Below are 22,582 nucleotides of genomic sequence, written 5' to 3'. Positions count from 1 at the left end.
GGGAGGAGCCTCAAATCTGGCGCGTGGCTGGCCCGGAAAGTATGCGCTTGTGGAGGAGGGGGGGAGGGCGTGAATAGAAGCCCAGGCAGAAATGCGGTTCCTTCCTCCCGTCAGGGGACGCGCCATGAGTGCTTCCGGTCTCACCCATCCACACACCGCTGCTCCCTCGTTCACCCGCGCATGGCTCACCCCGCTGGAGCTGGGAGCGCTGGGCGCCATCTGGGGGGCGTCCTTCCTGTTCATGCGCATCGCCGCCCCGGCCTTCGGACCCCTGCCGCTGGTGGAGCTCCGGGTCGCGCTGGGCGCGCTGGTGCTGATGCCGTTCCTCTGGAAGGCCCGAGCGTCCTTCGGCCCCGGGCTGTGGCCGAAGCTGGCGCTGCTGGGCGTGCTCAACTCGGCGGTGCCCTTCGCGCTGTTCGCCTGGGCCGCGCAGCGCGCCCCGGCGGGCATCGGGGCCATCACCAACAGCATGTCGGTGCTGTTCACCGCGCTGGTGGCGTTCCTGTTCTACGGCGAGCGCATTGGCGCACGGCGGGCGGTGGCCCTCTTCACGGGCTTCGCCGGGGTGGTGGTGCTGGCCAGCGGGAAGACGGGGGGCGCGGGCGTCGCGTGGGCCGCGGCGGCGGGCACCACCGCCGCGTTCCTCTACGGCATTGGCGTGAACATGGTGAAGCGTCACCTGGCCGGGCTGCCCGCATCCGCCGTCGCCGCCGCCACGCTGTCGTGCTCCGCGCTGCTGATGCTGCCGTTCGCCATCGCCACCTGGCCGACGCAGCCCATCGGGACGCGGCCCTGGCTGGCGGCGGCGTCGCTGGGCGTGGTCTGCACGGGCCTGGCGTTCGCCGTGTACTACCGCCTCATCCAACGCATCGGCCCGGCGCGCGCCGTCACCGTCACCTACAGCGTGCCGCTGTTCGGCGTGGCCTGGGCCTGGCTGCTCCTGGACGAACCGCTGACGCCCACCATGCTCATCGCGGGCACGCTCATCCTGGGGAGCGTGGCCCTGGGGCAGCAGCAGCCCGTGGCGCGCAAGGCGTCGTGAGGCGTCAGGACCGCTCGAACTTGAAGATGCGGTAGCCGTCGCGGACCGAGGGCAGCAGCCGGCGGATCATGAACGCCGGCACCCGCTGGCCCGCGAGCTCCACCGTGCGCAGGGGGATGGAGGTGACGGAGGCCTGCGTGTAGCCCGCCTCCAGGAAGAGGGCTTCGGGCGCGTCCGTCATGTCCCGGAAGGTCGTCCCCAGCTCGGCGATGGCCTTGTGCAGCGCGCCGCCGTGGTCGCGCTGGAAGGTGGCCCGCATCAGGTCGCAGTACACGACGTGCTTAGGGAACAGCTCCTTGAGCACGGCGAGCATGTCCCGGCGCTGCGCGTGCGTCAGGTACATGAGCACGCCCTCGATGATGATGTGCGTGCGCTGCGTGTCCCGGTACGGCGCCAGCCGCGCGGAGAGCGACTCCGCCTGGAAGTCGATGGCGAGGCGCTCCAGGGGGTTCTTCGCCTCCGTCACGGGCAGCTGCGCGTCCTTGTGCGTGATGATGGCGGGCTCGTCCACCTCCAGCCACCGGCCTCCACGCAGACGGTACGCGCGCGTGTCGAAGCCCGCGCCGAGCACCACCACCCGGGCCTGCGGAGCCCGGTCGAGCTCCTCCTGCACGAGCGCGTCGATGATCTGATGTCGGCCGGCATTGCTGGTGTTGGCCCGCGTGAAGGACTGGAAGCGCGACCAGATGCTCCGGGCCTCGTCGTTCATGAACCGCGCGGCGAAGGTGTCACCGCACAGCGGCCGGGGCTTGTGCGCGTCCGCGTCCCGGCACGCCAGGGTGTAGTACGCCGTCTTCGAGATCGCGTTGGCCATGTCAGTCCCCCAGGTGTACGGCAACGGTGGTGGAGAACTGACGCACGACGCAGTCCTCCGCGCCCCCGTCCTCCCACGCCAGCATCGCGAACTCGGCCGGAGTGTCGAGCGCGATGATGGGGTGGTGCCACACGCCCCGGTGGTAGTTCACGCCCTGGCCGGGGCCGCAGACGAACGCGACGAGGCCGTCCAGGTCGGGGCCGCCCGAGGCGTCGGTTGGCGCGACGCACACGAGGAACCGCGAGCAGCGCATGGGCAGGAAGGCCTGGCTTGAGCGGGGGTGGTGCTCCAGCAGCTTCACGGTGAAGGGAAGCGGCTGCGGCACCGAGCGGAACACCGCGAGGTTGGGCTTCGCGCCCGCACGGTCGCTCTCCAGCTTCGCCGACCAGTCGAACCGCACGGCGGTGCCCTGGTTCGCCGCCGCGCCGCTCTTGAGCCCCGCGGAGACGACGTCCCCGAAGGGAGCGAAGGCCTCCGGCGTCAGGGGGAGCGCGAGGAGGGAGCGGGGCGAGGGAGCGTCCTTCATGCGGCCAAATATATACGCGCAAGGGGCCGCGACCTGCCGGATAGAGTGCCCCGGTGACGTCCAAGCCCGGCCTGAATGACGGCTACGTGTATCGCGAGCAGGTGGAAGCCGCCGCCGTGGGGCGCACCGCGCTTGCCTGGCTGGCGGACAGGTACCGGCACTCTTCCGAAGAGGCGTGGCGCGCCCGCTTCCTGCGCGGGGAGGTGCAGTTGGACGGCGTCACGGCGACGGGCGACGAGCTGCTGCGCGCGCACCAGGAGCTGTGCTGGCACCGCCCGCCGTGGCAGGAGGGCGAGACGCCGGACAGCTTCGAGCTGGTGTACGAGGACGAAGCCCTGCTCGCGGTGATCAAGCCGAGCGGCCTTCCGACGATGCCGTCCGGAGGCTTCCTCAAGAACACGCTGCTGTCCTTCGTGCGGCTGCGCTGGCCGGAGGCGTCGGCGCTGCACCGGCTGGGGCGGGCGACGTCCGGGCTGGTGTTGTTCTCCCGCACGCGCGAGGCGGCGGCCCGCCTCTCACACAGCTGGCGGGAAGGTGACGTGGAGAAGCGCTATCGCGCGCTGTCGGACGGCGTCGCGGCGCAGGAGCACTACGACATCCGCGCGCCCATCGGGCTGGTGCCCCACCCGCTGCTGGGGACGGTGCATGGGGCCAGCGCGCAGGGCAAGGCGTCCAGCAGCAGCGCCCGCGTGCTGGAGCGGCGTGAAGGGCAGACGCTCTTCGAGGTGCGCATCCACACCGGGCGCCCGGAGCAGATCCGCATCCACCTGGCCTTCATCGGGCATCCGCTCGCTGGAGATCCGATGTTCGCGGCCGGGGGACTGCCCCGGGAGAAGGAGCCCGGGCTGCCCGGAGACGGTGGCTACCTGCTCCACGCGGAGACGCTCGCGTTCACGCACCCGATTTCAGGGGAGCGCCTGCGACTGCATGCTCCACCGCCGCCCGGGCTGAGGACGGCGGAGGAGTCCTCGGCCCTTTCGGGCTAGGGCCGGATGAGGTTCGTGGGAGGGGCTCCGGTGAGGTTCTCGGTGCTGTCGAAGAGGAGCTGCCCGATGTAGTTGAAGTTGTGGGCCCACGAGCCCGGATCCTTCTGGCTCAGCTGGTAGTTGTGGGCCGCCTGGACGAGGGCCGGGGTGAACGGCGCGAACGCGTTGGCGGAGACGGACTCCGTCGCGCTGCAGGTGCCGTTCTTGTCCGTGTCCTTGAAGAAGTACGGATTGGCCTCGCCGTTGTAGCAGAGGCCATTGCCCGTCACCCCGCGCATGGCCGTCAGCAGGCGCGCGGCCATTCCATCCACCTCCGCCTTCAGGGGCTCGGTGGTGTTCCCATCTCCGTCGTAGTCCTGCAGGTGGACGTTGCGGATCTGCTCCGCCGCGCTCTGGTCCGCGTGGCACGTCTCACAGCGCGCGTTCCACACGTCCGCGACCTTGAACGTGTGGTTGGTCCCGCCCGGCACATGGCAGCTCGTGCACTGCACCCCGCCCATGTGCGTGAGCCGGCCCGCGTACGTCTTGCTGGGGTACTCGTATCCAATCCTGGCCAGCGTTCCTTCACGCGTCCCGGCGGCCGGCAGGTAGTGCACGTTCTGGAAGCGCGGCGTGCCACCCGCCGCCAGCGCCGTGTCGATGGTGGCCTTGGACGCGCGGCCGATGTGGCAGTTGGCGCAGAGGTTGTCCTGGCCCGGCAGGTTCACCGTCGTGTTGTCCGGCAGCCACGTCTTCGCGGGGACGAAGACGTCGTAGGTGGGCTCGAAGTTCTCGTGGCAGGTGGAGCACTCCAGGCCGTTGGCGGTCTCCGGCACCGACTGCCCCACGCCGTACTGGACGAAGAACCGGTAGCCCTGCGCGCCGCTGTGGCAGCGGGAGCAGCCGGCCTGGACCGCCTCGCTCGAATCCCAGTTGCGCGCCGCCTTGCTGGCGCCGTTGAAGTGGCCCGGATCATTGCGCACGAGCAACGACGTATCGAAGGGGACGGCCAGCCCCTGGTTCACCGACTGGGTCGAGTCATGCAACAGCTGGATGATGTACTTCGCGTTGTGCGCGAACGCGCCGGGATCCACCTTGGACAGCTGGTAGTTGTAGGCCGCCTTCTGCAGGCGCGGGGTCCAGCTGGCGAACGCATTGGCGGCCACGGACTCCGCCGCGCTACAGGTCCCGTCCTTGTCGGTGTCCCGGAACCAGTACGGGTGCGTATCGCCGTAGCAGAGGGGCTGGGACCGCTCCGCGCCGTAGCGCTGGAGGCTGGCCAGCAGCTTCTCCCGCAGGCCTTGAATCTCGAAGTAGATGCCTTCCGCGCGGTTGTTGTCCCCGTCGTAGTCCTGGTTGCGCGAGGCGATCTGCCGGATGTTCCAGGCCTTCGTCACGTCGGTCACTCCCGGGTGACAGGTGGCGCATTCATCCCAGCGGACCCGGGTGGTGTGCGCGTCATGGCACTCGTTGCACTTGTCGAAGTTGGGCACGTGGCGGAACCGCGTGTCGTAGACCTGATTCGCGTACTGGTAGCCGCCAGCCGCCTGGCTTGCGAAGAGCGTCGCGGCCGCGGGGTAGTAGTGGATGTTGGTGAAGCCCAGCGCCGGGGAGGTGGTGTCCTCGCCGACGACACCCGCGTCCGCGATCTGCGCGTCGATGTCCTTCCCCGCGGCGCGCCCCTGGTGACACACCATGCACCGCGCCTCCTCGCCCAGGCCGGTGACCTGCTTGCCCGAGGGGAAGGTGACCGCCGTCAGGCTGGAGGCCGCGCTGTCGTGGCACGTCTCGCAGCGCACCACGGACTGCGTCTTTCCGGGGGCGTCCACGCGTCCCGCCAGGGATCCATCACCGCCCAGGTAGTCGATGAAGCCCTCCGAGCTGTGGCACCGCGCGCAGGTGGTCGGGACGTTGCCCGCCGCGTTCCAGTGAGTGAAGGCCTCGGCGGTGGTGTCCGCATGCGGCGAACCGGACCAGGCGACGAAGTAGGGCACCTGGTCGGGATTGACGCCCGCATCGGTGCTGGCGGAAGGCGCGATCACCACCACCGCGTGGCCCCCCTCCAGCCGGGACTGCGCACCGACGACCTTCACTCCGGTCTCACCCGCGCTGACACCCGTCACGAGGCCGGCGTCGTCCACCGTCGCGATGCTCGGGTCCTCGCTCTCCCACGAGTAGCCCGTGTCGCTGGCCTCGCGCGTGGTGGCCGTGAGCTGGAGCGTCTGCCCCACCATCACCGAGTGGGCTCCGGAGGTGGTGATCCCCGGGTTGGAGGTCTCCAGTTTGGCGCAGGCGGACAGCGTGAGCGCCAGTCCAACCAGGAGCAGGGCGTGGCGTTTCATCGGGACTCTCCTGGGGATGAAGTGCTTCAAGGTTGAGCGCCTCCGGCGACCCATGCCAGGAGGGTTTGGTACTCGGTGCTGGTGTCCCGGTAGATCGTTCCGCCGCCGTGGCCCGCGCCCGTGGCCTTGCGCAGCAGGCGGCTGGCGGACGGATTGGACGCGTCGATCAACGCGCTCGCTTCCAGGTAGTCCGCCTCGGCGTCGCCGGTCAGCTGGAAGCCGGTGTCTCCGGCAGCGCCGCCGCTGCGATGGCAGGACTGGCAGCCGGAGGTCAGGAGCGGATGGACGCTGCTGGCGAAGGAGACGGCCTCTCCGCCATCCCCGCCGCCACCACCGTCATTCGTGGGCGAGACGCCCGCGTCGGCGGTGGGCTCGCCGCGTTCGAAGTCCGCGCAGCCCAGCACGCACGGAAGCATCACGGCCAGCGTCCGGAAGAGGGACCTAGAACTCATACGCCACCACCAGTCGGGTGAAGTCGTCCGGGAGCTCGTCGGCCTTCTCCAGGTTCCAGTAGTGGAAGAGCCCGGCGCTCAGACCCCGCCACCGGGCGACCGCGCCCACGTTGTGCGTGGAGCCGTCGTCGCGGGTGAGATCCGTCGAATCGAGGATCAACCCCCGCCGGTTCCCGAAGGTGCGCAGCCCCTGCCGGTACTGGAGGTAGAGCCAGTCCGAGGGATGGAAGCGCAGTTGGAGGTAGCTGGCGAAGTGGTAGTAGTCCGCGCCCGGCCCGCCGTAACCCTCGTCCTCGCCTCCGGAGACGTCCCCGCGCAGCAGCCCGGCGCCCAGCGAGAAGCGCTCCAGCACCGGGACTCCGCGCGGACGCCACACCGCCACATCCAGCGCCTGGAGGAACAGGCGGCGCCCGAACCCCAGCGAGTTGAAGTAGGGCGAGTACCACACGCTGATGGGCCCCCAGGAGGCGCCCAGCCGCGCGCCGAGGCCCAGGCGCGTCTCGTCCAGCGGTGCGAAGTCGGACTGGAGGTTGAGCACCGCGTCGGCGGTCCTCAGCCGGAAGCCGGCGATGAGGTAGGCGTCGCCGGAGAGGGTCAGCGGTCCCTGTCGGCGCTGCACGTTCACCGTCAGCCCCTCCCGCGCGAACACCACCGGGAGCACCTTCTGATCAAAGCCCGCGAGCCCACCGTAGTTGTGGTGGAAGAGCGGCTCGCCGCCGAAGGGAACGAGCACCTTGCCCCCCTTGGCGAACACCTTCACCGGCCAGGTCTCCGGGCCGACCCGGACGCCGACCTCCCAGAACTGCAACGACAGCGCCTCCAGGGTCAGCATCACCGGATCCGTGGCGGACTGCCGCGTCAGGAAGAGGAACTGGTGGTAGCTGCGCAGCGCGTTCACGCCCTCGGACTGGAAGGGGTGGTCGTTGTAGTTGCGGCGCTCGTAGTTGAGGTCGAAGCGTCCGTTGAGGCTCAGCGAGCCGAGGACCGGATAGGTCCCCAGCGAAATTCCTGCGTGCGGGTTGGCCGCGTGCGGGTTGGCAGCGGGGGCCGGAGGAGTGGGCGCGGCCGCGGGCGTCGCGGGGCTTGTCGTGGATCCGGGCGCGGAGGCGACAGCGGTGGTGTCGGGGACAGGCCCCAACGCGCCCGCGTTGATCCACTGGCCCAGGAGTTCGAGCTCCGCGCTTCCCGGCTCCCACACTGCTCCGCCCGGGTGCGCTTCGCCCTTCGCGCGCTGGTAGAGGAGGCTGGTCGCGGCGGAGCCGGGCACCACCAGTGGCAACACCGACCGCAGATGCTGCACGGGATCAGCGCTGGCCACATAGCGACTGGATCCGGCGAACCCATCCGGGGCGTGACAGCTCGCGCAGCCGGACATCAGCTGTTCGTGGATGCGGGGCGCGAAGCGCAGCGCGTCCGCTGCCGCCGTGGGGGACGCCGCGGGCGGCGATGGGGCAATCACAGGCGCGGGCCCGGGCTCGGCGGGCGTTGGATTGGACGCGAGGGGCGTGGGAGCGCTGTCGCGGGTGTGCGGCGCCGCGGGCTTTGGTTCGCTGGCCGCCACGGTAGGGGGACTCACGGGCGCCGGGGTGGTGGCGACCGATGCCCGGCCGGGGAGCGCGCCCCCTTCAATCCACGTGAGCAGCTTCGCGTACTCCGCGGAGTCCACGGCGATGGCCTTCTGGCCTCCGTGAAGCGTCGCTCCGCTGCCCTTCTTGAGCAGCGGGCTCTGGGCCGCGGCGGCGGTCTTCACGAAGCGCAGGGTGGCGTCGTAGTCCTCCGGTCCTCCTCGCAGCACCCACTGGGTCCTGGCCGCCTTGCCGTCAGGGCGGTGGCAGGAGGCGCACTGCTTCTCGAGGATCGGTCGTGCGTCCTCCGCGAAGGTCAGCGCGCGGGGCTTCGCCGGGCCGGGCTGGGATCTGGACGGCGGCGACGGAGTCCCCTTGGGAGCGGCGGATGCTTCGGCGGGCTCGGCGACGCCCGCGTCGGGAGTTGCCTCCACACGCGTCGCGGGCTCCGCGGGCTTCTTGACCCCCAGTCGTTCCTGGAGCTGCCGCCGCTTCTCCTCCTGCGACTGGGCCTGCGCGGGGCGGGGCACGGCCAGCAGCAGCGCGCAGAGGCACAGCGTCCAGGGGCTCATGTCAGCGAGGCGCATGGCAGGCCTCGCAGCTCATGGTGCGCACGGCCTTGGCGGCCTGTCCGTCGTGGCAGCTTCCACAAGCGCGGCCCTCCTGCATGTCTTGATGGGTGAAGCCCAGGGGGGACTGCGGGAACACGCTGGGGTGGCAGCCGTAGCAGTGCTGGGAGTTGTGGCCCCAATGCGAGAACAGCGCCGGTGCGGGCGTGGTGCGCTCCTTGAGCGGAGGGAGCCGGACGTCCTGCGGTGCGTTCACGGCGAAGATGGGCGTCGTGAACAGGAGGAGGGCGCAGAGCCCTGCCTGCCACCGCCACCTCCGTGGAGGGACGAAGCTCATAGGGCCTTCTTCTCCTTCAGGACCCGCCAGACCGTGATGGCATAGAGCAGGACGCCCACCAGCACGAGCGGCACGCCCACCGCGGCGAACACCACGAAGGTCAGCGGGGACCAGAAGAGGGTGGCGAACAACTGCACCAGCAGCCCCGCCAGGACGAAGAGTGCTGCGATCCGGATGCGCTTCGCGTGTCCCATGGTCACTCCGGCTGCCAGAAGTTCTGGGCCTTCACGCCCTCCAGGTCGTGCGCGAGGTCATGGCACGTCAGACACGAGCGCTCCCCGCTCTGGAGCTCCGCCCGGTGCTCCCGGTGGGGCTCCACTTCGAGGAAGCTGCGCGAGTCGTTGTGGCAGTGGAGGCAGTTGTAGTTGGGATACGGCTGATAGAGCCGGGGCTCCGGAGGGATGGTCCCGAAGTAGTGGACCCAGACGTGGCGCAGGCCGTTGAGCTTGGCCTTCGCGTCACCGAAGAGCGCGTAGTCGGTGTGGCAGGAGTAGCAGGTGGAGTCGCGGTTGATCAGCCGCTTCTGGTAGTGGACCGCGGCCAGCGCGTTGGCGTTGTCCACGAAGAGGCTCTTCCCGTACGGCTCCATCTCATGGCAGTCCATGCAGAACTGCGTCTGGCTGGATTCGCTCATGCCCACCGCGACGCCGGTGCCGGTGACGACCAGTGGGAGCAGGGCCAGCCCTCCAAGGAGCAACAGGTGCCCCAGCCGGCTCTCGGTGAGGAACCCTGCTGCGTAGGCGATGAGGGCCACCAGCACGACCACCGCGGTGACAATGGGAATCAGGATGGTGAGCAGGTGGGGCTCCTTGGGACAGGACTCTTGCAAGCCCCGTGACGGATGCGCCCAAGGGGGGACCTGCATGGGCCACGCGCAAGGATTGCGCGACCCGAGGGGAACACGCGCAAGGATTGCGCCCCCCCGGCGTGCTCCAGGCGCTGCCGCGCAAGTCCCCGGGTAACAGATGCGCGGGTCTCCGGTGCTTGGTGCGCACACCGCGAATCTTCCTGGAGGACTTCGGATGCTCACCCATCGGCTGGGTCGACGTGTGCTTGGCGCAATGCTGTTGCTGTGGGTTTCGGGTTGCGAGAAGGAGGAGGGCCCGCTCTGTGACCGGCTCGCGCCCCGGTTGCAGCACGCGCTCGAGGAGGCCGCCTCGGCGGGGGAGCTCCCCGGGGTCACGGCCTCGCTGCGTCTCCAGGACTGTACGTGGCGGGGCTCGGCGGGCGTCTCCAGGGTGGAGCCCGCCACCGGGATGAAGGTCGAGGACCGGTTGCGCGTGGGCAGCATCACCAAGAGCTTCGTCGCCGTGGTGGCACTGCAGCTCCAGGCCGAGGGGAGGCTGTCCCTGGACGCGCCGCTGGCCACCTGGGTGCCGGACTTTCCCCGCGCGGACCGCATCTCCGTGCGACAGCTCCTCAACCACACGAGCGGTGCGTTCAACTACACCCAGAGCCAGGACTTCCTCGCCCAGGCCGAGGCGAGCCCCGGGAAGACGTGGACCCCCGGGGAGCTCATCGCGCTGGGCGCCGCGAAGTCCCCCGCCTTCGAGCCAGGGACGCGCTGGGACTACTCCAATACCAACTACATCCTCCTCGGTCACATCCTTGAATCGGTGACGGGGACGCCGCTGGCGCAGCAGCTTCGCACGCGCATCCTCGAGCCCCTGGCCCTGGACAGCACGGGGCTGGACGGCGCCGAGCCGCTGCCGCCCTTCGTCGTGCGGGGCTATTCGCGGGACCCGAGCAATGGCGCCTGGGTGGACTTCACGGACTTCATCCATCTGTCCGCGGCCGGCGCGGCCGGTGCCCTGGTGTCCAGCGCCGACGACGTCAGCGCCTTCTACCAGGCCCTCTTCGAGCGCTCGCTGCTCGCCCCGGCGCAGCTCGCGGAGATGACCGACTGGGTGGCGACGCCTCTCCCCACGATGCCGGGGTATGGCCTGGGACTGGTGCGGGCCGTCACGCCCGTGGGGCCTGGCCATGGCCATGACGGCGAAATCCCCGGGTTCTCCGCCCTGGCCTTCTACCTGCCCGAGCGCAAGGCCTCACTCGCGGTGCTGACCAACCGCGAGGCGGCTGACGTGTCGGGGGTCACCGGGAGGCTGCTGGAGGTGCTCGCCACGGAGTGAGGCGTGGCGCTCGCCACGGCGCTTCCTCCCGGTGGAGGAATCGGGTCCACTTGGCGCCCCTCCACGAACGGGTGCCTGCTCCATGACGAAGAAGACGGCTGCTTCCGATGTGAACCCGACGGGCCTCTCCCGCCGCACGCTCCTCGGGGCCGCGGCGGCCGTGACGGGGGCACTGGCTGCCCGCGACGCGCGCGCCCAGTCACCGTCCGCCGCCGCGCCCGGGGCCTTCGCGCTGGAGGAGGCGACGGTCGCGGAGCTGCGCGCGGGCCTGGAGTCCGGCAAGCACACCGCGCGCGGGCTGACGGAGGCCTACCTCGCGCGCATTCGTGCGCTCGACCGCACCGGGGACCTGCCGCTGTCCTCGGTCATCGAAATCAACCCCGACGCGTTCACGCTGGCCGACGCGCTGGACGCCGAGCGCAAGGCGAAGGGCGCGCGCGGGCCGCTGCACGGCATCCCCGTGCTCATCAAGGACAACATCGCCACGGCCGACCGGATGCAGACCACCGCGGGCTCGCTCGCGCTGGTGGGCGCGGTGCCTCCGCGCGACGCCTTCATCGTGGAGCGACTGCGGGCCGCCGGTGCCGTCCTCCTGGGCAAGACGAACCTCAGTGAGTGGGCCAACTTCCGCTCCACGCACTCAAGCAGCGGCTGGAGCGGGCGCGGCGGCCTGTGCCGCAATCCCTATGCGCTCGACCGGACCCCTTCCGGTTCGAGCTCCGGCTCAGGCGCGGCCACCGCGGCCAACTTCTGCGCCGTGGCGGTGGGCACCGAGACGGATGGCTCCATCGTCTCGCCCGCGTCCGCGTGCTCGCTGGTGGGATTGAAGCCCACGGTGGGGCTCGTCAGCCGCGCGGGGATCATCCCCATCTCCTCGACCCAGGACACCGCGGGCCCCATGACGCGCACCGTGGCGGACGCCGCCGCGCTGTTGAGCGTGCTCGCGGGCGAGGATCCGCGCGACGCGGCCACCGCCGCCAGCCGAGGCCGTGCCCACGCGGACTACACGAAGTTCCTCGACCCAAAGGGGCTCGCGGGTGCGCGCATCGGTGTTCCGCGCGAACGATTGTTCGGCTACCACCCGGCCACGGACGCCGTCGTGGAGCGCGCGCTCGAGCTGATGAAGGCGCAAGGGGCCGTGCTGGTGGATCCAGTGTCGCTGCCCAACGCGGCGAAGCTCGACGAGCCCGAGCTGGAAGTGATGCTGTATGAGTTCAAGGCGGGGCTGGAGGCCTACCTCGCGCAGCTCGGCGAGGGCGCCCCGGTGCGGACGCTCGCGGACCTCATCGCCTTCAACGAGAAGCACCGCGAGCGCGAGATGCCCCACTTCGGGCAGGAGCTGCTGCTCCAGGCGCAGAAGAAGGGCCCGCTCACCGACGCCGCCTACAAGAAGGCGCTCGCGGCATGCCGCCGGTTCTCGCGCGCCGAGGGCATGGATGCGGTGATGAACAAGCACAAGCTGGACGCGCTCGTGGCCCCGACCCAGGCGCCGGCGGGCCCCATCGATCTGGTGCTGGGCGACCACTGGCTGGGCAGCAGCTCCACGCCCGCCGCCGTGTCCGGCTACCCGAGCATCACCGTGCCCGCGGGCGATGTGCACGGGCTGCCGGTGGGGGTGTCCTTCTTCGGCCGCGCCTGGAGCGAGCCCGTGCTGCTCAAGCTCGCCTACGCCTACGAGCAGGCTTCGCACGCGCGACGCAAGCCGGCCTTCGCCCGGAGCGTGGACCTGCGCGGCGCGTAGCGAGGTCGCGCGGATGCAAGGTCTGCGCGGCGTGGGTGCGCGGGGTGCAAGGATTGCGGCCCTCGAGGGGGCTCCCAGGCGGGGGAGCGCGCGGCATGAGCGTTGCTCTGTGTCCGGAACAAGATGGACGCGCTCTTCCTGCACCGCCTGCAGTTCGCCAGCACCACGCTGTACCACTTCCTCTTCGTCCCGCTGACCCTCGGGCTGTCGCTGCTGGTCGCGGTGATGCAGACGCTCTGGTTCCGCACCGGAGAGGACACCTACCGGCAGATGGTGAAGTTCTGGGGGAAGCTCTTCCTCCTGAACTTCGCGATGGGGGTGGTCACCGGCATCGTCCAGGAGTTCCAGTTCGGGATGAACTGGTCGGAGTACTCGCGCTTCGTCGGCGACATCTTCGGCGGACCGCTGGCCATCGAAGCGCTGATGGCCTTCTTCGTCGAGTCCACGTTCATCGGGCTCTGGATCTTCGGCTGGGACCGGCTGTCCAGGCGCGTGCACCTCGCGTCCATCTGGATGGTCGCCATCGCCTCGAACATCTCCGCGTTCTGGATCCTCACGGCGAACTCCTTCATGCAGGAGCCCGTGGGCTTCGTGCTGCGCAACGGCCGCGCGGAGATGGTGGACTTCTTCGCGCTGGTGACCAACCCGCACCTCTGGGTGCAGGTGCCCCACGTCTTCTTCTCCGGCCTCTGCACCGGGGCGTTCGTCGTGATGGGCGTGAGCGCCTTCCACCTGGCGCGGGGCACGGAGCGGCATGACGTCTTTGCCCGCTCGCTGCGGATGGGCGTGGTGGCCGCGTGCGTGGGCACCGTGATGGTGATGATGGCGGGCCACACCCAGGCCCAGCACATGGTGAAGGCCCAGCCCATGAAGATGGCGGCGGCCGAAGCGCTGTGGACGAGCGAGGATCCGGCGTCGTTCTCCCTCTTCACCGTGGGCAACGAGCGCGAGCGGCGGGACGTCTTCTCCGTGCGCGTCCCGTCGCTGCTGAGCATCCTCGCCTACAACCGGACGGACGGGCGGGTGGAGGGGCTCCACGAGCTCCAGGCGCAGTACGTCGCGAAGTATGGCCCGGGGGACTACGTGCCCCCGGTGGCCCTCACGTACTGGAGCTTCCGGGCCATGGTCGGAGGCGGCGTGGCGATGCTGGCCATGGCCTTCCTGGGACTCTTCCTGTTCTACCGGGGCCGGCTCGAAGCGCCCGGGCGCTACCTGCGCGTGCTGCCCTGGTGCATCCCGCTGCCCTTCATCGCGAACAGCGCGGGCTGGCTGATGACGGAGGTGGGCCGTCAGCCGTGGATCGTCTTCGGCCTGCTGCGCGTGGAGCAGGGGATGTCCCCCACGGTGTCCGCCGGGATGGTGCTCACGTCGCTCATCGCGTTCACGGCGCTCTACACGGCCCTGCTCGTGCCCTTCCTGTTCCTGATGCGGAAGTACGCGTTCGGCCCGGCTGCTCCGGCCCATGAGCCCGCGGCCGAGCCCGTCCTCGCTCCCTTCTGAAGTCCTCCCTCCGCCTTCCGCTGAGACCTCCGCCTCATGGACCTCAATACCCTCTGGTTCGCCCTCATCGCCGTGCTCTTCGTCGGCTTCCTCGTGCTCGAGGGCTTCGACTACGGCGTCGGCATCCTCCTGCCCTTCCTGGGCCGGACCGATGACGAGCGCCGCGGCATCATCAACACGATTGGCCCCTTCTGGGATGGCAACGAGGTCTGGTTGCTCACCGCGGGCGGCGCGCTCTTCGCGGCGTTCCCGCACTGGTACGCCACGCTGTTCAGCGGCTTCTACCTGGCGCTCCTCGTCATCCTGGTCGCGCTCATCCTCCGGGGCGTGGCGTTCGAGTTCCGCAGCAAGCACGAGTCGACGCGCTGGCGGTCCTTCTGGGACGGCGCGCTGTTCTTCGGAAGCGTCGTGCCCGCGCTGCTCTTCGGCGTGGCCCTGAGCAACCTGGCGCGCGGGGTTCCCATCGACGCGAGCAAGAACTTCACCGGGAGCTTCTTCGACCTGGTGAGCCCGTACGCGCTGCTCTCGGGGGTCACCGCGGTGGCGGTCTTCACGCTGCACGGCGCCCTGTTCCTCTGCTTGAAGTCCGAAGCGCCGCTCCAGGAGCGCGCCCACGCACTCAGCCTGCGGCTGTGGCCCATCACCGTCGGGCTCGTGCTGGCCTTCGTGGGGGCGAGCTACGTGAGCACGGACCTCTTCCAGCGGCTGGGCGTCAACCCGGGCGTGGCGCCGGTGGGGGCGGCGGCGGCGCTGCTCTCGGTGGGCTGGATGCTCCGCGCGAAGCGGCACGGGTGGGCGTTCTTCATGTCCGCCGCGACCATCGCCCTGTCGGTCGCCACCCTCTTCGCGGGGCTCTACCCGCGCGTGATGGTGTCGAGCATCGACCCGGCCTTCAGCCTCACCATCTACACGGCCTCGTCGAGCCCCTACACGCTGACGGTGATGAGCTTTGTCGCGCTGACGTTCGTGCCGCTGGTGCTCGCCTACCAGGGCTGGAGCTACTGGGTCTTCCGTGCGCGCGTCACCCGCGCCCACCTGGAGTACTGAGTGCGCCCCGAACGCCGCCTGGGCGCCCTGGCCCGAGCCCACCGGGGCGCCTTCCTGGCCGCGCTGTCGGTGAGCGCGGCGACCGGAGTGCTCGCGGTGGCGCAGGCCGCGGTCCTGGCCCACCTGCTGGCCCGCGCGTTCCTCGAACGCCCGCGGTGGGAAACGCTGGGGGGCGAGCTCGGGGGCTTCGCGGCGCTCGTCGTCGGTCGGGCGGTGCTCACCTGGGCTGGGAGGCGGCTCTCGCATCGCCTGGCGGCGCGCGTGAAGTCGGCGCTCCATGGCGAGCTCCACGCGAAGCTCCTGGCCCTGGGGCCGGCCTTCACGCGGGGCGAGCGGAGCGGGGAGTTGATCGCCACGGCCACGGAGGGCATCGAGCAGCTCGACGCCTTCTTCAGCCGGGTGCTTCCGCAGCGCGTGGTCGCGGGGCTCGTGCCGCTCGGGGTCATCGTGGTGGTGGCGCTGAAGGACGGCGCCTCCGGGGCATTGCTCGCGGTGGCGGCTCCGCTGGTGCCCATCTTCATGATCTTGATTGGCAAGCAGGCCCAGGCCCGCAACGAGCGGCAGTGGGTGGAGCTGCGTCGCATGGCGGCGCACTTCCTGGATGTCATCCAGGGCCTGCCGACGCTGAAGCTCGTGGGTCGCAGCAGGCATCAGCTCGAGGTCATCGGCCGGATGACGGACCGCTTCGCGAGCACGACGATGGGCGTGCTGCGCGTGGCGTTCCTCTCCGCGCTCGTGTTGGAGCTGGTCGCGACGCTGAGCACGGCGTTGCTCGCGGTGACGCTGGGCGTGCGGCTCGTGTCCGGCACGGTGGGCTTCGAGGTGGCGCTGTTCGTCCTGCTGCTCGCGCCGGAGTTGTTCGCGCCGCTGCGGGCGCTCGGAGCGCAGCACCACGCGGGGATGGCGGCGGCCACGGCGGCGGAGCGCATCTTCGCGCTCCTGGACGAACCGCTGACGCGCGCTGCTCAGGTGCCCCCGAGGGCCGTGCCTTCGCGCATGGAGGTCCGCTTCGAGGACGTGACCTACCAGCCTCCGGGAAGCCCGGTGCCCACGCTCGAACGCTTCGAGCTCACGGTGAGCCCCGGCGAGCGGGTGGCCCTCGTGGGCGCGAGCGGGGTAGGGAAGTCGACCGTCCTCGACCTGCTCCTCGGCTTCCGCGAGCCCACGCAGGGGCGCATCCTCGTGGACGGCGTTCCGCTCGCCGCGCTGCCGCTCGAAGGCTGGCGCAAGCAGGTGGCCTGGGTGTCGCAGCGCCCGTACTTCTTCGACGCGCCCGTGCGAGACAACCTCCTGCTCGCGCAGCCGGGCGCATCGGATGCGGAGCTGATGCGCATCCTGCGCGAGGTCGAGCTGGGGCCGGTGATCGCACGGCTGCCGAAGGGGCTCGATACGCCGCTCGGTGAGCGGGGGCTGCGCTTGAGCGGCGGCCAGCGCCAGCGGCTCGCCCTGGCACGGGCGCTGCTCCAGGATGCTCCGCTCCTGCTGCTGGATGAGCCGACCTCGCAGCTCGACGACGTCACCGAGGCGGCCGTGCTGCACGGGGTGAAGCGTCTTCTCGGCCGGGAGAAGACCCTGCTGCTGGTGACCCACCGGCCCGCGGCGCTGCGGCTCGCAGACCGGATCGTGGTGATGGGCGGCCGGGCGCTGCGGACCCCAGAGCGCGCGGCTTCGACGTCGCTGCACCACGCTTCGGCCGTGGAGCACTCGTGATGAAGGACACCGGGTCGGGGATGCGGCTGCTCTGGAGCTGGATGCGGTTGACGTGGCCTCGGCTCGCGGTCGCGGCGCTGCTCGGGACGCTGACGATCGCGAGCAGCGTGGCGCTGACCGTGGTCTCCGCGGGGCTGATCTGCCATGCGGCCTTGCGCGTGCCGCTCGCCGAGTTGCAGCTCGCCATCGTGGGCGTGCGCTTCTTCGGGCTCTCGCGCGCCGGGCTTCGCTACCTGGAGCGGCTCGTCTCGCATTCGGCCACGTTCGCCCTGCTCGCGAAGATGCGAACGGCCTGCTACCGGGCGCTCGAAGCCATGCGGCCCGCGCAGCTCCGTTCGCTCGGGCGTGGCGACGTGCTGGCCCGAGTCGTGTCCGATGTCGAGACGCTCGAGCACTTCTACCTGCGTGTCGTGGCGCCTCCGCTCATCGCGCTCGCCATCACGCTGCTGACCTCCGCGTTGCTCGCGGGCTGGAGTCCGGCGCTCGGGCTCCGGGCTCTGGCGGTCCTGGGGGTGGGACTCGTGCTCGCGCCGCTGCTGACCTGGCGCATGAGCCGGGGCGCTGGGGCCGCCGAAGTGCAGGCCCGCGCAAGCCTGAAGGCCGCATGGGTCGACACGCTCCAGGGCGCCGGGGACCTCTTGATGCTCGGAGCCCAGGAGCGCATGCGGGCCCGCACCGGCCAGGAGCTGTCACGGGTCCAGGCCGCGCAGTCCCGGATCGCGAGCGCGGAAGGGGCCGGCAACGCGGTGGGGGTGCTCGTCGGGGGGCTCATCCCCCTGGTGCTCCTGCCCTGCGCGCTGGACCTGGTGCGAGGTGGTGACCTGGGCGTCGCGGACCTGGCCATGATGGTGCTCGCGCCCATCGCCGCGCTCGAAGCGCTCGCGGGCCTTCCGCTCGCGGTGCAGGCCCTGGGGCACAGTCTGGCTGCCGCGAGCCGGCTCCAGGCGCTCGGACCTGGCGCCGGGGCAGGGGAGACGGAGCACACTCCGGCGCGCGTGGAGAGCGCACCTGGGCCCTTCGCAGTCGAAGCCTACGACCTCCACTACCGCTACGACGCGGACCTGCCGTGGGTCCTCGAAGGCACGTCGCTCGCCGTGCGCACCGGCACGTTCGCGGTCCTTACGGGGGAGAGCGGAGCGGGGAAGTCCACCTTGCTGCACCTGCTCGCCGAAGCCCAGGCAGGCTACGGGGGGGAGCTCCAGCTCGCGGGGCAGGAGGTGCGCGACCTGGATGAGGAGAGGCGGCGCCGGAAGGTCGCGCTCGTCACGCAGTCCACCCATCTCTTCAACGCGACCCTGCGCGACAACCTCCGCCTCGCGCAGCCCGGCGCGACGGACGCGGAGCTTCACCGTGCCGCGGAGGGTGCGTGCCTCACCGAATGGATCGCCTCCCTGCCGGACGGGCTCGATTCGTGGATGGGCGAGGAGGGGCTCCGGCTGAGTGGAGGAGAGCGCCAGCGGGTGGCAATCGCCCGCGCGCTGCTCCAGGACACCCCGCTGCTCCTGCTCGATGAACCCACCGCGGAGCTCGACGCCGTGACGGAGCAACACGTCCTCGAACACCTCAAGAGCCTGTGCCCCCAGCGGACCGTGCTGATGGTGACGCACCGTCCAGCGGCCCTGGCCTGCGCGGACGTGACGTTCAGGCTGGAGCTGGGAGGCGGCGTCCACACCCCCTGCCCCGAGCGCACGGCAAGCTTGCCGGACCCTGAGACCTCATCGAAGACCTCCCGCCCCGACGCCTGGAGCGCCACGAACGCGTGACGCCCAGGCCATTTCCTCCGACTGTCTATTCGTAGGTCGGGGTGCAGCGATTGAGGGACCAGACGCACTGGCGCAGCTGCGCCGACCGGCACGTGTCCGACGTCTTGAACTGGGCGCAGTAACACGCCCAGGTGTCGCCGCTGGTGCACGTGGGCGTGATGCTCTGCGCGCCCGGCCCGGACTCCTCGGCCACGGGAGCCTCCGCTTCCGTGGGCGGACCCCCACAGGCGCTCAGGGCCACCAGCGACATCATCACGAAGAAACGACGCATGTCCGACTCCAGGTCAGGGGGAATGCCGGTCGGTGACGCGGCCCCCTGACGCTGCGCCAGGGCCCTTCGCGAAGTCCAGCGGCGCGGCGCATCCACGTGCCCGGGACGTCAATCCCAGCCACCGCGTGGCGGGTCTGGGATTCCTCCTGGCCGTGGTGGCTTGAATGTTTCGGGCGCGCCGGAACCGGACCGCAGCGCATGACGGGGCGTCGGTCAAGTGAGCGCGATGTCGACAGCGCGATGTCGACTTGGCCGCCGTCGCGTCACCCGCTTCCATCCGCCCCGCTTCAAGACGACCACATCGCAGGGTTGAGGGGGAGTGACATGTCCGGACAGAACGAGGCCGCAGCGCCAAGTGGAGCAGCTCAACAGGAGGGAGGCCACCACCTCCACCTCCAGGGAGGCGCCCCGCCTGAGCGAGGCCGCCGCATCACGGCGTCCACCGGGGGGTGGGTGGTGGCGACGTCGACGCTTGGCTTGATGCTCGGCTACAGCACCTACATCTCCTATGTGTTCGGCGTGTTCGCGCGACCGCTGGGCGCCGAGTTCGGCTGGAGCCGGCCGCAGATCGCGTTCGCGTTGACGCTCTGCAACTGGTTCGTCATGGCCCTGTCGCCGTTCGCGGGCTTCCTGCTGGACCGCGTGGGCCCGCGCCGGATGCTCCTGCCCTCCGTCCTGGGCCTGGCGGCGGTGCTCTGCGCGCTCGCGCTCCAGCCCGGCTCGCTGCCCACCTTCTACGCGCTCCACCTCGCGCTGGCGCTGGCCGCGCTCGGGACCCTGCCCGCGGTCTACACGCGGGCCATCGTCGGTTGGTTCGATGAGCGCCGGGGCATGGCGCTGGGCATCGCGCTGGCGGGCGTGGGACTGGGAGGCATCCTGCTGCCGCCCACGCTCCAGGCCACCATTGGCGCACTGGGCTGGCGTGGCGCCTATGCCGCGCTCGGCGGTGCGATGCTCGTCCTCGTGCTGCCCACGGCCTTCCGGTTCTTCGACAACGCGCCCACGCCTGTCGTCAGCGGCGTGGCCGTGTCGTCCCACGGGGTCGCGAACCTTCGTGAAGCGGCTCGCACGCGCCCGTTCTGGCTCTTGATCGCCATCTTCGTCCTGCTGGGGACGATGACGCTGGGCATCTCGGCCAGCCTGGTGCCCATCCTCACGGACTCCGGGCTGGCGCCCCAGGCCGCGGCGGCCATGGCCTCGGCGCTGGGCGTGGGTGTGCTCGTGGGACGGATTGCTTCGGGCCTGCTCATTGACCGGCTGCCGGCCCGACTCGTGGCGCTGGTGTGCCTGCTCGCGTCCAGCGCAGGGCTCGCGGGGCTCGCGAACGGAGGCGCCAGCACCGGGGCACCCATCGCCGTCTGTCTGTTCCTGACGGGCTTTGGCATTGGCGCCGAGTTCGACTTCATGAGCTGGTTCGTGAGTCGCTACCTGGGGCTGCGCGCCTATGGCCGGATCTACGGCTTGACGTACGCGGCCTTCCAGCTGGGCTGTGGCCTGGGGCCCCTCCTGATGGCCATTGGCCGTGAGCGGCTGGGCGGCTACGGCCCGGGACTGATGGGCCTGAGCGCGGCGGCGACCCTCGCGGGCCTGTTGTTCCTGGCGTTCCCTCCGCTGGCCCGGCCCGCTCCCGTCCCCGTCGCGGCGAAGTAGCTCCCGAGCGGCGGGGCGGCCGTCCCCTCCGTCACCTGTCGCGGGATGTGGCCGCACGGGCTCCGGCTGGGCAACTTGAGGTGGATGCGATGTCCATCGCTCGGGGCCATACCGGTGGTGAGGTCAAGAATCGCAGCGGCTGAACGCCGGCCCTGCGAAGGGAGAGCGCGGTGCCAGCGACGCCACCCGACATGACGAGCCCCCCGTCGCCCGGGTCCTCCCCGGCGGCGCCCCTGCTCTGGATTGGCGACCGCGAGCCTGCCCGGCTGCGCTGGGTGAGTCCCCACCTCGCCACGTCCTTCGGTCATCCACGGGAGGGCTGGCGGGAGCCGGACTTCCTCCGCCGCCTCGTGGACCCGAGGGACTTCCCGAACCTGCAGGAGGCCTGGCAGGGCGTCGTCAGCACGGGTGCCCCGGAGACGGTGGACTTCCGCACGGTCTCCACCCAGGGAGCGCTGAGCCGTTGGACCGTGGACCTGAGCGCCATCGAGTCCTCGGAGGGGGGCTGGGAGGTGTTCGGCACCCTCCACCCCCAGGGCGTGGAGGAGCGGCCGCCGCCGGGGGCGCGCGGCGTCTGCGATCTCGAACTGGCGGTGAGGGAGCTCTCCCGCGCCAATCACGAACGGGACGAGCTCATCAACAGCATCGACGGCATCGTCTGGGAGGCGGACTGCTCGTTCCGCTTCCGCTTCGTCAGCAAGCAGGGGGAGCGGCTGCTCGGGTACCCGTTGCAGCGGTGGTATCAGGAGCCGGACTTCTGGGTGCGGCATGTCCACCCGGACGACCAGCGCTGGGCCTCCGAATACTGCCACTCCGCCGCGGAGCAGGGCCTGCCCCACGAGTTCGAGTACCGGATGATCGCCGCCGACGGGCGCGTGGTCTGGCTGCGGGACATCGTGACGGTGGTGAGCCAGGACGAACGGGTCCAGGGGCTGCGCGGCATCATGGTGGACGTCACCGGCCAGCACGCTGCCCAGGAGCACCTGGAGCGCACCGTCTCCCTGCTGGAGGCCTCGTTCGACTCGACGGCGGACGGTCTGCTGGTGGTGGACGGTGACGGGCGGGTCACGGCGTGCAACCGCCGGTTCCAGCAGATGTGGGACCTCCCGGAGGCGCTGGTGGCCCAGCACCTGGACGCGCCGTTGATCGAGGCCGTGTGCGAGCGGCTCGTGGATCCGGAGCAGTTCACCGCGCGGGTGCGCGAGCTCTACCTGCACCCGGAGGAGGAGAGCTTCGAGACCATCGAGCTGCGCGACGGGCGGGTCCTGGAGCGCTATTCGCTGCCCCAGCGATTGGGAGGCGCCGTCATCGGGCGGGTCTGGAGCTTCCGGGATATCTCCCTGCGTGTGCGCGCGGAGCGCGAGAGGGAGCGGTTGCTGCGCGAGGCCCACGAGGCCATCCAGGTGCGCGACGACTTCCTCTCCATCGCGTCGCACGAGCTGAAGACGCCGTTGACCCCGCTGCGGCTGTCGCTGCAGGTGTTGCGGCACATGGTGGCGTCGGGGCAGCCCGGCTCGCTCTCGCACGTGGACCGGGCGCTCGGCCAGGTGCGGCGGCTGTCCGCGCTCGTCAATGATCTGCTGGACGCGTCCAGCGTGGGCGTGGGCCGGCTCCAGTTGCATTGCGCGCCGGTGTCACTGCGGGACCTGTCGCTCGAGGTGGCCGCGGAGTTCCTCGCCGTCAGCGAGCAGCATCCCATCACCGTCGACGCCCCGGACGAAGAGCTCCTCATCCTGGGCGACAGCGGCCGGCTGTCGCAGGTGCTGACGAACCTGGTGGAGAACGCCCTCAAGTACAGCCCCCATGGCGGCGCGGTGCGCGTGTCGCTCGTCCGGGACGGCGCGGATGCCGTCCTGTCGGTGGCGGACTCCGGCATCGGCATCCCGAAGGAGGAGCAGGACCAACTCTTCGAGCGGTTCTTCCGCGCGCGCAACGCCCCCATCTCCGGCTTCGGTGGACTGGGCGTGGGCCTCTACATCTGCCGCGACATCGTCGAACGGCACGGAGGCCACATCTGGATGGAGAGCGAATTGGGACAGGGCTCCACCTTCCATGTCTCCCTGCCGGTCCTGGCCACGCGCACGCTCCATGAGGAGTCCGCGCCGCCGGGGTGATGGGTAGAGCCGGGCACCTTGAATCCACGGGCAGTTCCCGCC

At 70.6% G+C, this 22,582-nt stretch carries 19 protein-coding genes; 10 read left to right on the top strand and 9 right to left on the bottom strand.

The features are described from left to right. Nucleotides 1-124: 124 nt before the first annotated feature. Nucleotides 125-1,042: a DMT family transporter gene (locus D7V97_RS11140; RefSeq protein WP_120610594.1), complete on the top strand. Its 918-nt coding sequence runs from the start codon at nt 125-127 to the stop codon at nt 1,040-1,042. 4 nt (nt 1,043-1,046) lie between these two features. Here D7V97_RS11140 and D7V97_RS11135 read toward each other — a convergent pair whose 3' ends face one another. Together D7V97_RS11135 and D7V97_RS11130 are read right to left on the bottom strand one after the other, a co-directional pair. Then, a complete protein-coding gene (locus D7V97_RS11135; protein WP_120610593.1) occupies nt 1,047-1,856 on the bottom strand; it encodes an SAM-dependent methyltransferase in 810 nt (269 codons plus the stop codon). A gap of 1 nt (nt 1,857) precedes the next feature. Next, nucleotides 1,858-2,382, bottom strand: a complete 525-nt coding sequence (locus tag D7V97_RS11130) for an ureidoglycolate lyase (RefSeq protein ID WP_120610592.1) — start codon at nt 2,380-2,382, stop codon at nt 1,858-1,860. Nucleotides 2,383-2,435: 53 nt separating this feature from the next. On the opposite strand from D7V97_RS11130, the gene D7V97_RS11125 reads away from it, so the two are divergent. Then, nucleotides 2,436-3,368, top strand: a complete 933-nt coding sequence (locus tag D7V97_RS11125; RefSeq protein ID WP_199728770.1) for an RluA family pseudouridine synthase — start codon at nt 2,436-2,438, stop codon at nt 3,366-3,368. Here D7V97_RS11125 and D7V97_RS11120 read toward each other — a convergent pair. From D7V97_RS11120 to D7V97_RS11095, 6 genes are read right to left on the bottom strand one after another with little or no spacing between them, the layout of a single operon-like run. Next, nucleotides 3,365-5,689: an Ig-like domain-containing protein gene (locus tag D7V97_RS11120; protein WP_158623334.1), complete on the bottom strand. Its 2,325-nt coding sequence runs from the start codon at nt 5,687-5,689 to the stop codon at nt 3,365-3,367. The two genes, D7V97_RS11125 and D7V97_RS11120, sit on opposite strands and share 4 nt — an antisense overlap. Nucleotides 5,690-5,715: 26 nt before the next feature. Next, a complete protein-coding gene (locus D7V97_RS11115; RefSeq protein ID WP_147444772.1) occupies nt 5,716-6,141 on the bottom strand; it encodes a hypothetical protein in 426 nt (141 codons plus the stop codon). Continuing rightward, complete coding sequence (locus tag D7V97_RS11110) at nt 6,131-8,293, bottom strand: hypothetical protein (protein ID WP_147444771.1); 2,163 nt, start codon at nt 8,291-8,293, stop codon at nt 6,131-6,133. The genes D7V97_RS11115 and D7V97_RS11110 overlap by 11 nt, the downstream gene beginning before the upstream one ends. Next, nucleotides 8,280-8,612, bottom strand: coding sequence for a c(7)-type cytochrome triheme domain-containing protein (locus tag D7V97_RS11105; protein ID WP_120610588.1), 333 nt, complete (start codon nt 8,610-8,612; stop codon nt 8,280-8,282). The genes D7V97_RS11110 and D7V97_RS11105 overlap by 14 nt, the downstream gene beginning before the upstream one ends. Continuing rightward, nucleotides 8,609-8,806: a hypothetical protein gene (locus D7V97_RS11100; RefSeq protein WP_120610587.1), complete on the bottom strand. Its 198-nt coding sequence runs from the start codon at nt 8,804-8,806 to the stop codon at nt 8,609-8,611. Before D7V97_RS11100 ends, D7V97_RS11105 begins: the two co-directional genes overlap by 4 nt. 2 nt (nt 8,807-8,808) lie before the next feature. Further along, entirely contained in the window at nt 8,809-9,441 is a 633-nt protein-coding gene (locus D7V97_RS11095; RefSeq protein ID WP_158623333.1) for a NapC/NirT family cytochrome c, read from the bottom strand. A 193-nt stretch (nt 9,442-9,634) separates the two neighbouring features. On the opposite strand from D7V97_RS11095, the gene D7V97_RS11090 reads away from it, so the two are divergent. The 6 genes from D7V97_RS11090 to cydC all read left to right on the top strand — a co-directional run bounded on the left by D7V97_RS11090 (nt 9,635) and on the right by cydC (nt 18,505). Next, nucleotides 9,635-10,744: a serine hydrolase gene (locus tag D7V97_RS11090; protein ID WP_120610585.1), complete on the top strand. Its 1,110-nt coding sequence runs from the start codon at nt 9,635-9,637 to the stop codon at nt 10,742-10,744. A gap of 82 nt (nt 10,745-10,826) precedes the next feature. Beyond that, nucleotides 10,827-12,485 (top strand): amidase, encoded by a 1,659-nt coding sequence (locus tag D7V97_RS11085; RefSeq protein WP_120610584.1) that lies wholly within the window; start codon nt 10,827-10,829, stop codon nt 12,483-12,485. Nucleotides 12,486-12,608: 123 nt separating this feature from the next. Beyond that, nucleotides 12,609-13,985 (top strand): cytochrome ubiquinol oxidase subunit I, encoded by a 1,377-nt coding sequence (locus D7V97_RS11080; protein ID WP_120610583.1) that lies wholly within the window; start codon nt 12,609-12,611, stop codon nt 13,983-13,985. A 36-nt stretch (nt 13,986-14,021) separates the two neighbouring features. Beyond that, a complete protein-coding gene (gene cydB, locus D7V97_RS11075; RefSeq protein ID WP_120610582.1) occupies nt 14,022-15,032 on the top strand; it encodes a cytochrome d ubiquinol oxidase subunit II in 1,011 nt (336 codons plus the stop codon). Continuing rightward, nucleotides 15,033-16,742, top strand: a complete 1,710-nt coding sequence (cydD, locus tag D7V97_RS11070; RefSeq protein WP_120610581.1) for a thiol reductant ABC exporter subunit CydD — start codon at nt 15,033-15,035, stop codon at nt 16,740-16,742. After that, nucleotides 16,742-18,505, top strand: coding sequence for a thiol reductant ABC exporter subunit CydC (cydC, locus tag D7V97_RS11065; protein WP_120610580.1), 1,764 nt, complete (start codon nt 16,742-16,744; stop codon nt 18,503-18,505). Before cydD ends, cydC begins: the two co-directional genes overlap by 1 nt. Nucleotides 18,506-18,530: 25 nt before the next feature. On the opposite strand, the gene D7V97_RS11060 is transcribed toward cydC, so the two are convergent. Next, nucleotides 18,531-18,776 (bottom strand): hypothetical protein, encoded by a 246-nt coding sequence (locus D7V97_RS11060; RefSeq protein WP_120610579.1) that lies wholly within the window; start codon nt 18,774-18,776, stop codon nt 18,531-18,533. Nucleotides 18,777-19,232: 456 nt separating this feature from the next. Between D7V97_RS11060 and D7V97_RS11055 the strand changes: the two genes are divergently transcribed. Further along, on the top strand, nt 19,233-20,426 hold the full coding sequence (locus tag D7V97_RS11055) for an MFS transporter (protein WP_158623332.1): 1,194 nt from the start codon (nt 19,233-19,235) through the stop codon (nt 20,424-20,426). Between the two features lie 191 nt (nt 20,427-20,617). Then, nucleotides 20,618-22,540, top strand: a complete 1,923-nt coding sequence (locus tag D7V97_RS11050) for an ATP-binding protein (protein ID WP_120610577.1) — start codon at nt 20,618-20,620, stop codon at nt 22,538-22,540. Nucleotides 22,541-22,582: the final 42 nt, after the last annotated feature.

This window comes from Corallococcus sp. CA053C (genome assembly GCF_003611675.1).
Taxonomy (GTDB): Bacteria; Myxococcota; Myxococcia; order Myxococcales; family Myxococcaceae; genus Corallococcus.
Note: the sequence above shows the minus strand (reverse complement) of the source record. Positions and strands in the feature narration are given on the sequence as shown.

Bases quoted from the DNA above. Each gene is read 5' to 3' on its own strand.
- D7V97_RS11140 (WP_120610594.1), top strand. From the start codon at position 125: ATGAGTGCTTCCGGTCTCACCCATCCACACACCGCTGCTCCCTCGTTC.
- D7V97_RS11135 (WP_120610593.1), bottom strand. From the start codon at position 1,856: ATGGCCAACGCGATCTCGAAGACGGCGTACTACACCCTGGCGTGCCGG.
- D7V97_RS11130 (WP_120610592.1), bottom strand. From the start codon at position 2,382: ATGAAGGACGCTCCCTCGCCCCGCTCCCTCCTCGCGCTCCCCCTGACG.
- D7V97_RS11120 (WP_158623334.1), bottom strand. From the start codon at position 5,689: ATGAAACGCCACGCCCTGCTCCTGGTTGGACTGGCGCTCACGCTGTCC.
- D7V97_RS11115 (WP_147444772.1), bottom strand. From the start codon at position 6,141: ATGAGTTCTAGGTCCCTCTTCCGGACGCTGGCCGTGATGCTTCCGTGC.
- D7V97_RS11110 (WP_147444771.1), bottom strand. From the start codon at position 8,293: ATGCGCCTCGCTGACATGAGCCCCTGGACGCTGTGCCTCTGCGCGCTG.
- D7V97_RS11105 (WP_120610588.1), bottom strand. From the start codon at position 8,612: ATGAGCTTCGTCCCTCCACGGAGGTGGCGGTGGCAGGCAGGGCTCTGC.
- D7V97_RS11100 (WP_120610587.1), bottom strand. From the start codon at position 8,806: ATGGGACACGCGAAGCGCATCCGGATCGCAGCACTCTTCGTCCTGGCG.
- D7V97_RS11090 (WP_120610585.1), top strand. From the start codon at position 9,635: ATGCTCACCCATCGGCTGGGTCGACGTGTGCTTGGCGCAATGCTGTTG.
- D7V97_RS11085 (WP_120610584.1), top strand. From the start codon at position 10,827: ATGACGAAGAAGACGGCTGCTTCCGATGTGAACCCGACGGGCCTCTCC.
- D7V97_RS11080 (WP_120610583.1), top strand. From the start codon at position 12,609: ATGGACGCGCTCTTCCTGCACCGCCTGCAGTTCGCCAGCACCACGCTG.
- cydB (WP_120610582.1), top strand. From the start codon at position 14,022: ATGGACCTCAATACCCTCTGGTTCGCCCTCATCGCCGTGCTCTTCGTC.
- cydC (WP_120610580.1), top strand. From the start codon at position 16,742: ATGAAGGACACCGGGTCGGGGATGCGGCTGCTCTGGAGCTGGATGCGG.
- D7V97_RS11060 (WP_120610579.1), bottom strand. From the start codon at position 18,776: ATGCGTCGTTTCTTCGTGATGATGTCGCTGGTGGCCCTGAGCGCCTGT.
- D7V97_RS11050 (WP_120610577.1), top strand. From the start codon at position 20,618: ATGACGAGCCCCCCGTCGCCCGGGTCCTCCCCGGCGGCGCCCCTGCTC.